11 protein-coding genes are annotated in these 16,616 nt (G+C 45.8%); 6 read left to right on the forward strand and 5 right to left on the reverse strand.

Features of this window, described 5'->3' with window-relative positions:
• Positions 1–335 precede the first annotated feature (335 nt).
• Both ZMOB_RS04000 and ZMOB_RS04005 read left to right on the forward strand, forming a co-directional pair.
• Positions 336–2,759, forward strand: coding sequence for a TonB-dependent receptor (locus ZMOB_RS04000; protein ID WP_014500703.1), 2,424 nt, complete (start codon positions 336–338; stop codon positions 2,757–2,759).
• Positions 2,760–3,440: 681 nt separating this feature from the next.
• Entirely contained in the window at positions 3,441–5,339 is a 1,899-nt protein-coding gene (locus ZMOB_RS04005; RefSeq protein WP_014500704.1) for an SEL1-like repeat protein, read from the forward strand.
• 29 nt (positions 5,340–5,368) lie between these two features.
• On the opposite strand, the gene ZMOB_RS04010 is transcribed toward ZMOB_RS04005, so the two are convergent.
• The 4 genes from ZMOB_RS04010 to ZMOB_RS04025 form a co-directional block, all read right to left on the reverse strand.
• Complete coding sequence (locus ZMOB_RS04010; protein WP_011240015.1) at positions 5,369–6,292, reverse strand: restriction endonuclease; 924 nt, start codon at positions 6,290–6,292, stop codon at positions 5,369–5,371.
• Between the two features lie 185 nt (positions 6,293–6,477).
• Entirely contained in the window at positions 6,478–8,082 is a 1,605-nt protein-coding gene (gene purH, locus ZMOB_RS04015) for a bifunctional phosphoribosylaminoimidazolecarboxamide formyltransferase/IMP cyclohydrolase (protein ID WP_012817529.1), read from the reverse strand.
• 315 nt (positions 8,083–8,397) lie between these two features.
• Positions 8,398–9,345, reverse strand: a complete 948-nt coding sequence (locus ZMOB_RS04020; RefSeq protein ID WP_012817530.1) for an SEL1-like repeat protein — start codon at positions 9,343–9,345, stop codon at positions 8,398–8,400.
• 162 nt (positions 9,346–9,507) lie between these two features.
• Positions 9,508–10,437 carry a DMT family transporter gene (locus ZMOB_RS04025; RefSeq protein ID WP_014500705.1) on the reverse strand — a complete coding sequence of 310 codons (930 nt, stop codon included), beginning with the start codon at positions 10,435–10,437 and terminating at the stop codon, positions 9,508–9,510.
• A 95-nt stretch (positions 10,438–10,532) separates the two neighbouring features.
• Here ZMOB_RS04025 and ZMOB_RS04030 point away from each other — a divergent pair, with 95 nt between their 5' ends.
• A complete protein-coding gene (locus ZMOB_RS04030) occupies positions 10,533–11,009 on the forward strand; it encodes an Lrp/AsnC family transcriptional regulator (protein ID WP_014500706.1) in 477 nt (158 codons plus the stop codon).
• Positions 11,010–11,087: 78 nt separating this feature from the next.
• Here ZMOB_RS04030 and ZMOB_RS09835 read toward each other — a convergent pair.
• Positions 11,088–11,851, reverse strand: a protein-coding gene (locus ZMOB_RS09835; RefSeq protein ID WP_099045773.1) for an IS5 family transposase whose coding sequence is annotated in 2 segments (ribosomal slippage) — positions 11,088–11,518 and positions 11,518–11,851 — 765 coding nt in all. Because the reading frame shifts where the segments join, the coding sequence is not laid out codon by codon here.
• A gap of 355 nt (positions 11,852–12,206) precedes the next feature.
• Between ZMOB_RS09835 and ZMOB_RS04040 the strand changes: the two genes are divergently transcribed.
• The 3 genes from ZMOB_RS04040 to ZMOB_RS04050 all read left to right on the forward strand — a co-directional run bounded on the left by ZMOB_RS04040 (position 12,207) and on the right by ZMOB_RS04050 (position 16,491).
• On the forward strand, positions 12,207–15,038 hold the full coding sequence (locus ZMOB_RS04040; RefSeq protein WP_014500707.1) for a helicase-related protein: 2,832 nt from the start codon (positions 12,207–12,209) through the stop codon (positions 15,036–15,038).
• Between the two features lie 231 nt (positions 15,039–15,269).
• Positions 15,270–15,608 carry a ferredoxin FdxA gene (gene fdxA, locus ZMOB_RS04045; protein WP_011240167.1) on the forward strand — a complete coding sequence of 113 codons (339 nt, stop codon included), beginning with the start codon at positions 15,270–15,272 and terminating at the stop codon, positions 15,606–15,608.
• A gap of 328 nt (positions 15,609–15,936) precedes the next feature.
• A complete protein-coding gene (locus ZMOB_RS04050; RefSeq protein ID WP_011240168.1) occupies positions 15,937–16,491 on the forward strand; it encodes a CarD family transcriptional regulator in 555 nt (184 codons plus the stop codon).
• Positions 16,492–16,616 lie beyond the last annotated feature (125 nt).

The raw sequence follows: 16,616 nt of genomic DNA on the forward strand, positions 1-16,616 counted from the left end.
CAAAGCATAAAAATCGCTATTTTTAGATGAATTTCTGGGGCATTTCGCCCCTTTTTGTTATTCAAAAATAAACGATGATAGTTGTCTATTTCGGGAAAATATTCGATATTCCTATTCAATTTTAAAATAATAATTTATATAAAACATCACTCTTAAAATTAAATTTTTATATTTTACTCTTCCTAATAATGTTGATACTTTCTCTTACAAGTCTTTTTAAATAAATTTCTCTCTCACAGTTAATGTTACACTATATTTCTAATACTATAATGTAACAAAAAAGAAGAAATATAAATTTTTTACTGAAGTAAAAATAAAACAATACGGAATTTGATATGGCTTTATGCCACGAAAAAGACAGACTTTTATTATCAGCTACGATGCCACATCTGCTACCGTCTCTGATTGGTCTTTATCTTTCGGTTTGTCCCTCCGGCCTCTGGGCGGAATCGATCGCTCTTCCGCCACAGGATGCCCAAAAACCATCGCCGTCTTTTTCCGAGCAATCCCCAAACACAGATTTACCTAAAGCAGAGAAGATAGCCGAGACATCCAAGGCAACGGACAAGCCTCTTTCGTCCGACAGCCTTCCAAAGGCCAAAATGCCGCTGCCCTCTACATCCAAAGAGAGCGGGGAGATTATCGTCACCTCCAAAAAACAGAGCGATGTGATCCAAAATACTGGCCGTTCCATCAGTCTCATTTCCGGCGACATATTGACGACCCGTAATGTGAATACTGTCTTTGATCTACAATATCAGACGGTTTCACTACAGGTCACCCCACAATTCGGAAGCGGCCAACCTGTTTTTGCGATGCGCGGGGTGGGATTCAACAATTATTCCAGCAACAATGCGTCTTCCGTTCTGGTTTACATTGACGGTGTCGCCAATCCTGTTTCTTTCGCCACAAATGGGATGATGTTTGATATTCAGCATGTCGAGATTGCACGCGGAGCGCAAGGCACTGCTTCCGGTCGCAATACAACCGGTGGTTCGATCAATTACATCCTCAATAGACCCAGCGACCATTATACGGGCGGTATTTCGGTTCAATATAGCCGTTTCAATGCGACCAAAATTGATGGTTATATTTCAGGTGGGATCAATGACCGGCTCCGCTTCCGTTTGGCCGGACAAAGCGAGCAAGGCGGCGCATGGCAGCATAATGACCAAGGGCAATCTTTAGGACGCACGAACCGCAATGCCGCCAGATTGCTGTTTGACTATGATGCCAATGACAGCCTGACCTTTGAACTGAATCTTCATGGTAGCTATGACCGCTCGGACTCCAGTGGACTACATCTTTTTACGCCTCTTACCGCTGTTTCGGGACAAAGCACTCCGGCGGATCAAAGCCGCTATATCACCCGCTGGGGAACGTCAGCCGCTTTCGCCAAGGAAATCGGGGTTAACCCGAATAGCAAACCCTTCAGCCATATTGATACCGGCGGGGTCAGCTTTAAAAGCAAGCAAGAATTCTCTTTTGCCAGTCTGACTAATCTCTTTAGCTATGACGGCATCAAAAGGCGCGAATATGACAATTTCGATGCCTCGACTTTGGGCTTGGCGGACGTCGCTTTTAATACAAAAGCGCGCGTTCTTGCGAATGAGATCCGGCTGGAATCTGATCCACAGGATCGTTTAAGCTGGGTCGGTGGCCTTTATTACAGTCATCAGTCTCTCAGCGATCGCTATCAATCCGGCTTTACCGATGCGTCAGCTTATTCTTTAGAAGGCGATGTCCGTTATAGTCAAAGGGTGGATACAGTCGCCGCTTTTGGTCAGGTCAATTACCATTTCTCTCATAAATTAAATTTTATCGGAGGCTTCCGTATCGAGCATGAATCCCGCAGCCTTTTAAATCTGGCCTCTCACTATATTTCGAATGGTGTAGTCATTAACCCTGATAATGTCACAGACCATAACCATACCGGTTTTACCCTGCCAACCGGAAAGGTTGAAATCGATTATCATCCTGTCAAAAATGATATGCTCTATGCGTCTTTTACACGCGGCATAAAATCCGGTGGATTCACAACCAATAATTCCAATAACGTCACTTTAACCGCCAAGCCGTTCAAAGCAGAATCGGTTTTAGCTTATGAAGTCGGCAATAAATTAACACTACCAAAATCGCATTTCACCTTGAATGTGGCCGGTTTCTATTATGACTATAGCAATCAACAAATTCAGTCTGCGACATTTAATAGTTTGAATGGTGGCTTGATCGGGCTGATCGTTAATGCGCCCCGATCTCATCTTTATGGCGGGGAGATAGAAGCGACATGGATGCCGATAAAATCACTCACGCTTTCACAATCGGCAGGCTGGGCAATTGGTCAATATGACCGTTTCTCTTCTTTGAAGGGCGTGCAAAAATTGCCGGATAACAGCTATGTCGGTATTTATAAAAGCCGCAAGGGTGAGGCCTTACCCTTCCCGCAATTTACGCTTAATGGTTCAGCCAGCTATCGCTGGACAATCGGTGATTTCTATCTGACCACCGGTATGAATTACAGCCGAAGAAGCCGTTATCATTCTTTCTATGGCGGCGTTTATAATGTTCCAGCCTATAGCTTATGGGGGGCTGACATCACGCTTTCACCCAAAAACAGCCGCTGGACAGTCGCCATTTTCGGCAAAAATATTTTTAACAAGCGCTATGACGTCACCCGCAATTTTTTCATTTCCGGCGATAATATTGCTCTCTCCGGTATGCCGGCAACATGGGGCGTAAGGTTAAGCGGCAAATTCTGATTTTCAGTCGATATAAGACGATATCTCTATCAAATTCTTATCGGGATTACGGCAATAAACAGAATTGATGGTCCCTCTAGCACTTTGTTTCACAACAGGCTCCAATTCTATTTCAACGTTATAATGCTTTAAAGGCTCGACCACCTGATCCGGCGATATCCCCACCAGAAAACATAAATCACAGTCACCCTACGCCGGATTATCGGCCGTAAGCTAGGCTTTCTGACTGGCTTAGATAGGGCGGAGGTTGATTTTCTATTTTCCAAATAAAAGGATATTTCTCGGCGCATCCCCCTTGCTTTGATGAAACCAGCTAATGCTTCATGCCTAAAACGGCCAGATAGCATTCCGCCATCTGTTGGGGATTACTTGTATTGATAACGATATAATCAATAGAAGAGACAGATAGCCTTTTAATCTCTCAATTTCTCTTCCAAAAGACACGCTTTGGAATAATCATCCCCCGACAACCCCATAATCTCTCTAATGAAAAAAGATAGATTCTAAAAAATGGGCAATAGTCGCAACAGAAACTAAGCATCGCCATCCTATTAAAGGACTTCATTATAGAATAGGCTTCAACCGAAGCAATCATTTCAAAAAATATATGTATATCATTTAAAAATAGTATAATAATTTATAAAAATTAAATATTAAATTATCTTATAAAAGAAAAAGAAGATGAAGCGCTCCCTTTCCTATGCCTCTTTTTTGAGAAGATCGCTCGCGATACTGCCTTTTCTTCTGCCCTGCTCTTCAAAAACGCATGCTCTAACCACTATGCAAAGATACCAGATAGAGGATATTAAACGCATAGCATCACGGGGAGATCATAAGGTAGAATATATCTTGGGGACTTTCTATTCTAAAGGCGATGTTGAAGGTATTCCGAAAGATTTTCATTTAGCTCTACATTGGTATCAAGAGGCCGCTAAAGACGGAGATAAAGAAGCGGCCCAAATGATCGGCCTCCTTTATTATAATGGCGATGGTGTTCCAATAGATATCGCGAAAGCAGCCTACTGGTTTGAAAAAGCGGCGAATGCTGGCAATTGGGACGCGGCCAGACGTTTGGCAACGCTCTATATCAATGGAGAAGGTGTTCCTAAAAATGTCGAAAAAGGCATTTCGTGGTATAAGAAAGCGATCCTATCAGGGGATATTGATTCTGCCCGTCGCCTAGGCATGCTTTATTGGATGGGCGATGATGTGCCGCGCGATCAAGAAAAGGCACTCCATTGGCTCGAAAATTCAGCCAATAACGGGGATTGGGATGCCTCACAAATGCTTTCCCGATTTTATATTTTGGGAGAAAATATACCCTTTGACAAAGAAAAAGGACTCTATTGGCTCGAAAAATCAGCAAAACAGGGAGGTGTCATTTCGCAAGAAATATTAGCAAATCTCTATTATTCGGGTCAGATGCTTCCTCTTGATAAAAAAAAGGCAGCCTACTGGTATGAGCAAGCGGCCAAAGAGCATGACGGCTCAGCAGCAAAAATGCTGGGGGCTATTTATTACAATGGTGAAGATGTCAAACAAAATAAGGAATTAGGCCGCTATTGGATAGAACAGGCCGCAAAATGGGGAGATCCCGAAGCCCAAAGAATTACCAGCATGTTTTATCAGGAATCGGATACGTTAGAGGATAAGGAAAAAGCCGAATTTTGGCTTAAAACGGCAGCTCTGGCAGGCGATAAAGAAGCTCAAAAACAAGTAAGCATTCTCTACACGAATAAAGACCCAAAAATTTCAGAAATACATCCACAGATTATAAAACTTCTCCGCGAAAAAGCTGAAAAAGGCGATAAAGAAGCCCAATATGATTTCGCTTTGAAATATTATGAAGGCAAAGAAATCTCTCAAAATTTCAAACAAGCGGCCTATTGGTTTCAAAAAGCAGCGGATCAAGGCGATCCTAGTGCTACTCTCAATTTAGGCGCGCTTTATTATGATGGAAAGCTGGGAAAAACAGATTTTTCGAAAGCGGCGACTCTTTTTCAAAAAACGGCTGACCAAAACTATCCCAAAGCCCAGCTCTTTCTAGGGATTCTCTATGAAAGAGGTGAAGGCGTCCCTCAAGACACCCAAAAAGCCCTTTCTTTATACAAACAGGCCGCTAACCTAGGGGAAGCTGAAGCACAATTCATTCTCGGTTATCACTATGGCACAGGAAAAATTGTGCCACTCAATTTAAAAAAGGCAGCCTCTTGGTATAACAAAGCCGCTCATGCAGGTAGCTTACGCGGCCAAATCAATTTAGGCATTGCCTATATGCTCGGAGCAGGGGTTCCTAAAAATATTCTGGTAGCTATTTACTGGTTACAACAGGCAGCAAAATCAGACGACATCAAAGCCGAAATCAATCTTGGCAAGATTTACGCCGACCCGAAAAATCAAGAAATTTTTGCACTGGATACAGCGAAAGACTGGTTCAAAAAAGCCGCCGATCAAGGTTCGGAAGACGCTAAAAACTATCTTGCCAGCCTTACCCCTGTAGAAGCTCCAAATGGGACACTCTCAAAAACGGAAATTCTGCCACAGATCACCGAAGAGAGTCAGGCAAAGCCAGAATCCTAACAATACAGGAAACGGCTTTTTCAAAAAGCCTATTCAGGATTAAAGAAATCCAAATCAACTCGTTTGATTTCTATTCTGCGACTGGTTCTGACACCAACATTATGTTCGATCATTAAATTTGCGAGTTTTTCACCATTGATTAGAATAACCCGCTGCGGCAAATGCTCGACATATTCCAAAGCGGGGGCGCTAAAAGAAGAGGTCGTCACAAAAACCCCTTTTGTAGCACGATGCCCAACCAGACTACCGACAAAAGCCTGTATTTCCGGCCGTCCGACACTGACATGGGCAGCATAACGTTTGGCCTGAACATAGATGCAATCAATGCCCAAACGATCTTCATTGATAACACCATCGACACCACCATCACCCGTTCCCCCAATCCGACGAGCCGCATCCTCATGATTGCCGCCATAGCCCATAGCCACCATCAGATCGACGATCAGCTGTTCAAAAAAACTGGGATTTTTCTCGGAAATCTGGTTCAAAATATCAGTGCGTAATTCATTTTGAAGCTCTTCATGGGCGGCATCAATTCGCTCTTCTGGTGTTCCGGTCACTGTTTCTTGGGCGACAATCTGAACGACATCTTCGCGCGTGTCGGATTTAGAATTGCGGTTACAATATTCGATAAAAGACGGATATTGCTTTAAAGTCGCTACTGTAATTTCAGGAGGATTGCGTCGTAAAAGCCTTTTTCCAGCCTCACTGGCGATGAATTGCCCTCTTGTCGGACTAATCAGTAAACCAGCTTGTGTCAGATAAGTTTTTGCCCATCTAATGCGATTATAAAATAATCTTTCCCGACCACTAGGCAGCATCACTTCGCGATCCTCTGCCGAAAGCCCTAATCCATCGGCAATCGCCGTTTCGGTTTCCGCCATGCGTTTTTTTCCTGTTGCGGCAAAACGCAAAACAGGCAGCATCAATTCGGAAAAACTGGGAACCGCCATTATCGAGCCTTTTACTTAAAATAATCTATCGAAAGAAAAACTTATACTCGCCTATCCGGCGACAGAATAACAGACAGGAAAGCCCTCTTCATTTTTCAAAAAGGCGCGCCCAAAGCTAACCTCCAAGCACGCCTTATAGATTAGAAACAGGAAGGCCGAATAAACCGCCCTCCCGTTAGCTGTTTTTAATGCCGGAAATGGCGGGTTCCGGTAAAGATCATCGCAATACCAGCCTTATTGGCGGCATCAATGACTTCCTGATCACGGATAGACCCACCGGGCTGAATAACCGTGGTCGCTCCGGCCTCAGTCGCGGTTACCAACCCATCAGCAAATGGGAAGAAAGCATCTGAAGCCACAGCAGAACCGCGGGTGCGGCTTTCCGGCCAGCCGGCTCTCTTGGCGGCATCTTCGGCTTTCCATGCAGCGATACGCGCCGATTCCAAACGGTTCATCTGCCCCGCACCGATACCAACCGTTGCGTTGTCACGGGCATAAACAATGGCATTGGATTTGACATGCTTGGCTACCGTCCAAGCAAATAAAGCATCTTTCATCTGCTGTTCGCTGGGCTTAACTTCGGTAACCACCTGCAAGGCCTGTTCATCCAGCAAGCTGCCATCACGCGACTGGAGCAAAATACCGCCCGCAATCGAACGAAGGTTAAGGCCATTCCGTTTCGGGTCAGGCAAAGCCCCCGTAATCAATAGGCGCAGATTTTTCTTTTTGGCAAAAATCGCTTTGGCAGCCTCATCGGCAGCAGGCGCAACCACGACTTCGGTAAAGATTGAGGTGATCGCTTCGGCGGTAGCCCCATCAAGCGGACGATTGACGGCAATAATGCCTCCGAAAGCAGAAACACTATCGCAAGCCAAAGCGGCCTTATAGGCTTCAATCAGACTATCACCAGACGCCACACCGCAAGGATTGGCATGTTTCAGGATAACGACCGTCGGGGCAGCATCGCGGAATTCACTAATCAAATCTAAAGCAGCATCCGCATCGCCATAATTGTTATAGCTAAGCGCTTTACCCTGAATCTGTTCTGCCTGAGCAATACCATTTACAATCGGCCATTCCGGCAAATTCGGCAAGGTCGGGATATAAAGTGCCGCTTTCTGATGCGGATTTTCACCATAACGCAAAGCCGAGGCTTTTTTCAGCGGAACGGTCAGCAATTCTGGCAAATCTTCTTTCAGATCAGCCGCAAACCATGCGGAGATAGCCGCATCATATTGCGCCGTAGCCGCATAGGCCTTGGCCGCAAAACGTCTCCGGCTGTCTAAAGTCGTGGCACCACCGTTATCCGCTAATTCAGAAATCAAACTTGGATAATCTTTCGGGTCGGTCACAATCGTCACATGATCGTGATTTTTGGCCGCCGAACGCACCATGGAAGGGCCACCAATATCAATATTTTCGATAACTTCCTGACGACCGGCACCCTTGGCAACCGTCTCACGGAAAGGATAAAGATTGACCACCACCAGATCAATCGCCGAGATATCATGAGCCTTCATCGCCGCTACATGTTCAGGGTTATTTCTGACCGCGAGCAAGCCACCATGAACCTTGGGATGGAGCGTTTTCACCCGACCATCCATCATTTCAGGAAAACCGGTAAAATCGCTAATATCAGTTACCGCTAAACCCGCATCGCGCAATAATTTGGCAGTGCCTCCGGTAGAAATCAATTTGATGTCATGAGCAGCTAAAGCCTGCCCCAATTCGACCAATCCCGTTTTATCAGAAACGGAAAGCAGTGCGGTTTTAATCGCTATATCGGTCATAGATGCCTTATCCTGTCAGTTTTTCCGACTAATCTGGGCGGCATAGGTGATTTACGAGTCAGGTTCCAGAGACTTCTCCGCTTTAAAGCTGAAAACTCGCCCAGAATAGGCGTATTCGCCACGCTTTTCAGCTAGCAAGGCAATCCTGTTATCAAAAACGGTAACATTATAGCCAAAAGGGGCTTCTCTTTTACAGGCCCATCGGTTTCACCACGAGATGAACAGCCTTGCCTTTCAGAGATAAAGGGTATCAATCGACTAATTGATACCCGTCATCTGCTGTCGCCGAATAAAGGCCGGAAAGCCTCCCTTCATCTAGCGCATCATTGATAATATTCTCTGGGCATTAGGTTCACCCTGTCCAGCCGCTTTTTTCAGCCAGAAAACCGCTTTTTCTTTGCTGGCAGGCACACCCTCTCCACTGGCATAAGCCAAGCCTAAACGGGTCGTCGCTTGGAGATTGCCTTGATCGGCCGCTTTCTGAAACCAAGAGACAGCCTCTCTCGGATTTTTGGCAACGCCCTCGCCTTTCAGGCAGGCTAAGCCATAAAAGAACTGCCCCTGATCATCGCCTTGAAGAGCGGCTTTTTTAAACCAAAAAGTCGATTTCTCATAGTTTTTCGGCAGTTTTGTGCCTTCGTGATAGGCCATACCCAAATGGGCTTGCGCCGTGACCGAATTTCCTTCGGCAGCCTTCTGATACCAAGAAATGGCTTTTTCAATATTTCTGACAGCAGGATCGCCCGTTTCATAAACTTCACCCAAGAAATTTTGAGCTTGAGGGAAAGCCTGATCCGCTGCTTTTTGTAGCCAAAAAATAGCCTTTTGGTCATTTTTGGGAACGCCCTGCCCCATATGATAGGCGGCACCTAATAAGGTTTGAGCATCCAAATTCCCCTGATCGGCGGCCTTTTGATACCAGAAGATAGCCTTTTCCTGATTTTTAGGCAGACCCACGCCTTGCTGATAGGCATTGCCCAAAAGGGTCTCGGCATCAGAATGTCCTTGGTCAGCCGCTTTTTGCAGCCAGAAAATGCCTTTGGCATAATCATGGGGCAAAGTTTTGCCTCTAAAATAGCCAAAGCCCACTTTCGCCTCGGCATCAGCATTGCCTTGATCGGCCGCTTTTTGCAAAGCAGGCGTATAGTCGCTCTGCAATCTTACCGTTATCGATTGGCTTTTGGCCTGCGCGGCAGGCTGCGCTTGCGCTGCACTCAAAATAAAAGGGAAAAGAACGGTGGTAAAAGATAAAATTTTCTTCATAGATACCTTATAATTTAGAAGAAAATCTTCATATCTTTTTCACCACTCTCATTTCAACAATTTTTATCCAAAATTTGATTACAATCAATCAAACTGAAATAACTTTAAATCACTTCGGATCATCATACGCTTCCGAATAAAAAACGATTTCTATCTGAAAAATTAACTGGAAAGATGGCGGTGATGACTTCTGACACAGGAAAAAACGCTGGCTACAAGTGCAATAAAGGCCATGATTTCCAAAGGATGTGGCCACCGTTTTTCCCATAGAAAACCGTAAATCAGGGCAAAAAGCGTTTCAAAAAGGATCATCTGCCCGACCATTGTTAAAGGCAAAAGACGGGACATCCTGTTCCATAAAGCATTGCCAATAATCGAGGCGGCAAGCGCTACACCAATGGCGACAAGGGAAAACTGCATCCATTCATTAAAAGGATGTGCATTTCTCGTCGTAAAGACGACAATCGGTATCAAAAGAACTGCCTGAAAACCCGTAGCCAACCCTGTCAATAGATTCCAGTCATGCACAGAAAGATGCGGCAAACGTGACAAGGCACGACTATTCCCCACAGCATAAGCCGTCCATGAGGCCAAAGCCCCCAAAGCCAGAAACAAACCCGTAACCGGATGCCCCGATCTGGTAGTCAAAGCCTGCGCTCCTATACAAAAGGCGCCCGCGATACAAAAACTTAAAGACGGCCAGAGACGGCGTAAAGCTATCGCTTCGGCATCCCGACTACCGATAATCGACACCGTAACCGGTAAAAATCCAAGGATAAGAGAGGTCAGGGCAATACCGCCCAACTTCACAGCATTAGATAGCAAAGTGTAATAGAGGGTATTCCCAAGCAAGGCGAGACAGAGCAAAGTCCGAATTTCCGAGAGCGATATAGTTTTTTTCAGATATGACCATTTAGGTATCGCCAATATCAAAGAGATAACGCCATAAGCGAGGAAACGCCCGACAACTAACTGCAAAGAGGTAAATTCCGGCACCAATTCCGGTGCCAAAAAGACCAATCCCCAAAAGACCCCAGCACCAGCACCAAACAAGACACCGGATATAATCGAGCTATGCGCCTCTTTCACCATAGGAAAATCCCCTGTTCCTGACAGAAGAGCTATATCATACGACAGGTGAGATTTGCGCTCTTGATCGGGGGCATAAATGCAATAATAACTCGCTTATGGAAAAAGCTTATCGCAATCTAGACGCTTTCGATCGTGCTATTTTACGCATTATCCAGCGCGATAATAAAATGCCGCAACGTCAGATTGCCGAAGCTGTCCATTTATCGGCAGCCGCTGTTCAAAGGCGAATTGCCGCCATGGAAAAATCAGGTATCATTATCAGAAATCAAGCTGTCATTGATGCCCGTTCTGTACAAATGACAATCACAGCGATTGTTGAAGTCCATTTAATCAATGAACGGATGGATACGGTCAATAATGCCAAAAGGCTGTTTCATAATGCCCCCGAAGTACAGCAATGCTATTATGTCACTGGTGGGATCAGCTTTGTTCTGATTATGCTTTTGCCTGATATCACCGCTTACGAGGCAACGACCCGTCGTTTATTTTCCGATAATGATGATATTGCCAGTTTTCGGACACTTATTGTCCTTGACCTGATCAAGACAGGTTCCGAAATCATTATCCCTTAACTCGCCCCTTCCAATCCAAGAAAAAGGGAACCGCCACAGCAAGACTTTGTTTTTCTACCATAAGGCTAGGCTCAGGACTCATTCTTTGAGATAGAAGATGAAACTTGCTGCGATATGGATTGCTGACATGAATGTGTGAGCGCACCGGTCGTATCGTGTTGCGACACGCCGCCAGTCTTTGAGCTTTGCGAACATATTTTCGATGAGGTGACGCTTTTTATACAGATGCCAGTCGTAAGGCGGCTTTGATTTCCGGTTCTTCTTCGGCGGAATACAGGCGGTGATATTCCGGTCTGCGAGAGACTGTCTGATTTTATTACTGTCGTATCCCCGGTCCCCGAGAATTTCTTGTGTTTCTTCCGGCAGATTTGCCAGCAGAACATCCGCGCCTTTGAAGTCACTGACCTGACCTGCGGTCAGATGCAGCCGGACAGGGCGGCCCTGACTATCGCATACAGCGTGAAGCTTTGAGTTCAGTCCGCCTTTCGTGCGTCCGATATGGCGGGGAAAAGCCCCTTTTTGAGCAGGGAGGCCGCTGTCCGGTGTGCTTTCAGATGTGTTGCATCGATCATCAGACGCTTCGAACGGCCTGCCTGCTCCGTCAGGGCGACGAAGATCCGGTCAAAGACACCCAGGCGGCTCCACCGGATAAACCGGTTGTATAAAGTCTTGTGCGGGCCATACGCTTTCGGGGCGTCTTTCCACTGAAGGCCGTTGCGGATCACGTAAACGATCCCGCTCAGGACACGACGGTCATCGACACGCGGCACACCATGCGCCAGTGGAAAAAACGGCTTAATCCGTTCCATCTGGTGCTCAGACAGCAAAAACACGTCACTCACAGCTTCACCTCCATCGGTAAACCTGTGAATCACAACAGCCCGCTCAACTCAAGAAATTAACAGGTCCTGAGCCTAGGTCGTTTTATTAGGTCTGTTTGGCCTGAAAACAGTTAAGCCCCATAGGGGTCTTGCCGGATAAACCTTTGTATCCGGTAAAGATTCGACTTCTTTGACGGAAAAAACAGAGGAAAATTCAATAATTGCGATGGGATATAGCTTAATTTGCGATGAACGGAAAAGGCTTTTAGTAAAAATATTGGCTTGGGCTGCCTTTAATCAGAAAATTTAATATTGAAAATCGATTAAGGATAATAGCTTGCCTTTTATCCTGTAACTTCCGACATTATAAGGCGTTATGTCCCGTCTTTCTTCTTCGTCATCTGTTATCGCTGTTTTGGGCCCGACCAATACCGGAAAGACCCATTTAGCGGTTCAGCGGATGTGTTCCTATACATCAGGTGTTATAGGATTTCCTTTAAGATTACTGGCTCGCGAGGTTTATGATCGCGTAGTCGAGATCAAAGGCGCTGATCGTGTCGCTTTGATTACGGGCGAAGAAAAGATTCTGCCGGAGAAAGCCCAATATTTTCTTTGCACGGCAGAATCTATGCCGATGAACCGCGATTTTGCCTTTGCGGCTTTGGATGAAGTGCAATTAGGCTGTGATCGCGAGCGGGGGCATGTTTTTACCGATCGCCTGTTGAATTTGAGAGGGCGAGAAGAAACGATGTTTTTAGGGTCGGATGCGCTCCGCCCTTTGCTGCGCCGTTTAATTCCCGGGATCGAGATTGTTAGCCGTCCCCGATTTTCAACCCTGTCCTATAGTGGCCCGACCAAATTATCGCGTTTGCCTCCACGTTCGGCAATCGTCGCCTTTTCAGCCGAAGAAGTTTACGCCACGGCAGAAATGCTGCGCCGTCTGCGCGGTGGGGCTGCGGTCGTTATGGGAGCGTTGTCGCCTCGCACCAGAAATGCCCAAGTCGAGATGTTTCAGGCGGGGGAAGTCAATTATCTGGTGGCGACTGATGCAATTGGCATGGGGTTGAATATGGATGTAACCCATGTAGCCTTTGCCTCTTTAAGTAAATTTGATGGAAGGCAAGTCAGAAGGCTGACCATTCCTGAAATGGCACAGATTGCTGGCCGTGCCGGACGGTATCAACGTGATGGCAGTTTCGGGGTGTTGCAATGGCCGGGTGAAACGCTGGAATTTCGCGAAGAAGAAGTCTCGGCGATCGAAGAGCATCATTTTTCCCCTGCAGAATATCTCTATTGGCGGGAAGGGCAGCCGGATGTCAGCCGTTTGGATGCGTTGATTGCCTCTTTGGAACGAAAACCCGGGCTGCCTTTATTGCGGGCTGCACCTGAAAGCTATGATTTGGCTGTTCTCCATAAATTGGCAGAAGATCCGGTCATTAAAGATCGGGCGCGCTCTTCTTTGGCTGTAAAAAGGTTATGGGCGGTCTGTGGCTTACCTGATTTTAGAAAGACCGGCATCGAAGCCCATAGTCGTTTAGTTCGGCGAATTTTTGGTTATTTGACTGAGGGTAATGGCTATTTGCCTGTCAGTTGGTTTGCGGATGAAATCGTCAAATTGGATAATGTCCAAGGTGATGTCCCGACTTTATCCGAGCGTTTAGCGGGTATTCGTATTTGGGCCTATATTGCCCACCGATCTGATTGGTTAGAAAATCCGGCGAAATGGGCTGAAAGAACACGAGCATTAGAAGAAAAACTATCAGATGCTTTACATGAAAGATTAACCCAGCGTTTTGTTGATCGTCGCACCTCTATCCTGATGCAGGATATGGGGAAGGCGGCTTTGGATATGCTGCCAACAGAATTTTCAGAAGATGGCGTGGTTCTGGTGGGAGGAGAATCCATTGGGCGATTAGATGGCTTTTCTTTCCATGTTGATCCGGCGGCTCGTCATGGTGATATGAAACGGTTACATGCCGCTGCTGAACGTCGTTTAGGCGGTGAATTAACGCGGCGCGCTAAAGCCTTGCAAGAAGATGAGGATAAGGCTTTCTCTCTGTTGACAGCAAAAGGAGAAAAAATCGGGATATCTTGGCGTGGATATCCGATTGCCGATTTAGAGCGTGGAAAGTCGTTTTTAACGCCTCGGGTAAAGTTAAGCCGGAAGCTGGATCGTTTATCACCGATCGATCAAAAGCAGATCGAAGAGCGACTGGTTACATGGTTAAAGGGTAATATCCAGCAGACCTTAGGTAGTCTGGTTAAATTGGCAGAGTTATCGGAATTATCTACCACGCCCCCTTCTTTGCGGGCATTATTGGCTTCTTTGGTCGAAAAGGGCGGTTGTCTTCCCCGTGTCGAAATCGATGACATTCTGAAAATGCTGAACCGCCCTTTGAAAAAACAGGCGGCGGTTTTGGGTATTCGTTTCGGGCGGTTGGATATTTTTATGCCCGCTTTGTTAAAGCCGAAAGCGATTGACTGGCGATTAGCGTTATTGGCCGTTTTTCATAATCGTCTTTTGTCCTTTATCCCAAAAAATAGGGGTTCAGCGATAGAAACGCCTCTTGAGAGTGACGCTGCGGAAATGGCTGGATGGGTCGGCTTCCGCTCTTTGGGCAGTCAGATGTTGCGGGTCGATAGTGCCGAAAAATTGGCAACGATGGTTCATGATCGGCGGCCTTCTCAAAAAATGGATAAAAACGCCGTCCATAATAAAATTGATCCGTCCCACCCTTCTTCTGGTCAGAAAACAGAAAGAAAGGTGGCTTCGCCTCTGTCGAAAAGAGTAAAAAAGAAGGCGGATGATTCCGCGATGGAAGCGGTCAAAAAAGATACCATGAGAAAAGTAAAAATGGCAGGATCTTTGCCGATACCCGCAAAGAAACAGCCTAAAAAAGGTGACCAAAAGAAGAAAGAAAAGATTCCGCAAAGCCAAGGTAACACGCTGCGTCAGCCTTCCTTTGCCCCTGATCAACGTATGATGCAGGCTATGGGTTTGAAAGCTGATGCTTTTGCCAAGTTGATGTTGAAATTGGGTTTTTATCCAGCAGATAAAAAGCAGAAAAAGGATAGCTCTATTAAAGAGGATAAGCCGCAATGGGTATGGCGGGGCGTAAAGCGGGGCAGTCAGCGGAGGCGCGCTTCTTTTAAAAAACAGCCTGATATTCCCAATGCTTTTTCTGTTTTAGCCCATTTGAAAAAATGATTTGTGAAATTTTATCGTCCTGTTCCGTTATCTCGGCTGTCTGTGATGCTTCGGCACTTGTCAAAATTTCATTTAATTCCTAGAGCAGGGCTTCCGTATTCTGGAAAGAGTAGGCGTTTGGCCGGAAAAATGGTTTTGATTTTCCGTGTCGGGCGTCTTTTTGGTTGTTCATCAGGGTGCATCATTCAGCTTTAAAGCCGCGACGTGATGCCCTTATCGGAGTTTTTTATAATGACTTATGTCGTTACCGATGCCTGTATCCGTTGTAAATATATGGATTGCGTCGAGGTTTGCCCCGTCGATTGTTTCTATGAAGGCGAGAATATGCTCGTCATCAATCCGAATGAATGCATTGATTGCGGTGTTTGCGAACCGGAATGTCCGGCTGAAGCTATTTTGCCTGATACTGAAAACGGGCTGGAAAGCTGGATGGAACTGAACCGCAAATATGCCGAAGAATGGCCGAATATCACGCATAAAACCGATGTCCCCGCTGATGCCGATGAAATGCGCGAAGTAACGGGCAAATTGGAAAAGTTCTTTTCACCAAAACCGGGAAATGGTGATTAATCCTTTTTTGTCCTTTCCCATTTAAGATTACGTTTTCTGTTATAAGCCTAATAACGTCCCTTAATTTTGGGCGTTATTGGGCTATGACCTGTTGGAATTTTGCCTGATTTGTGTTAAAGAGTCTTTCGAAAAGAAGGTTTTCCAAGGATTTTATTTTAGACAATCAGTGAATGGGTTGTCTCTTTTCATCCTATGTATCGCAAAAATGGGTTCTCTGCATCATGACTACCGACCGATGTCGGGCTATGATATCTAATTGTCCGGTACCTGATTTTTTAAGATCATCAGTCATCGAACGGGAACCTTACCACAGGAAAGGTCGTATATAATGGCTTCCAAGGCGCTGAGTTTCGTCGTCGGCGATTACGTCGTATATCCCAAGCACGGTGTTGGGCGCGTAGTTGAGTTACAAAGCCAAGAAATTGCCGGAACCCGTCTTGAACTTTATGTCCTGCGTTTTGAAAAAGAACGGATGACCTTGAGAGTTCCGACAAACAAAGCAGAAGCAGTCGGCATGCGGAAGCTTTCATCCAGTGCGACGCTTCAGGAAGCAATCCAGACTTTGAAGGGAAAACCCCGTATCAAGCGGACAATGTGGTCTCGGCGGGCGCAGGAATATGAAACCAAGATCAATTCGGGTGATCTCGTTTCTATTGCCGAAGTGGTGCGTGATTTGTTCCGTGCCGATGATCAGCCGGAGCAGAGCTATTCTGAACGCCAGATTTTTGAAGGGGCAGCTTCCCGTCTTGCTCGCGAATTAGGCGCGATGGAAAACACCGATGAAGCGCAGGCGTTAGATAAAATCTTTGACGTTTTGAAGGCTGCTGCTGCTGAACATCGTCAGGCGGTTAAAGAATTAGCTAAAGAAGAAGCGGTAGATTAAAATAAAGGCCTTGAAAAAGGCTTTTTCTTTTATCTCAAGATAATCTTCAAATAAAAACGGCTTTTATGAAAAAGCCGTTTTTATTTTAATATTAAGTAATTTATAAAAATTTGATAAAAATAGAT

The organism is Zymomonas mobilis subsp. mobilis ATCC 10988 (assembly GCF_000175255.2).
Classification (GTDB): Bacteria; Pseudomonadota; Alphaproteobacteria; order Sphingomonadales; family Sphingomonadaceae; genus Zymomonas; species Zymomonas mobilis.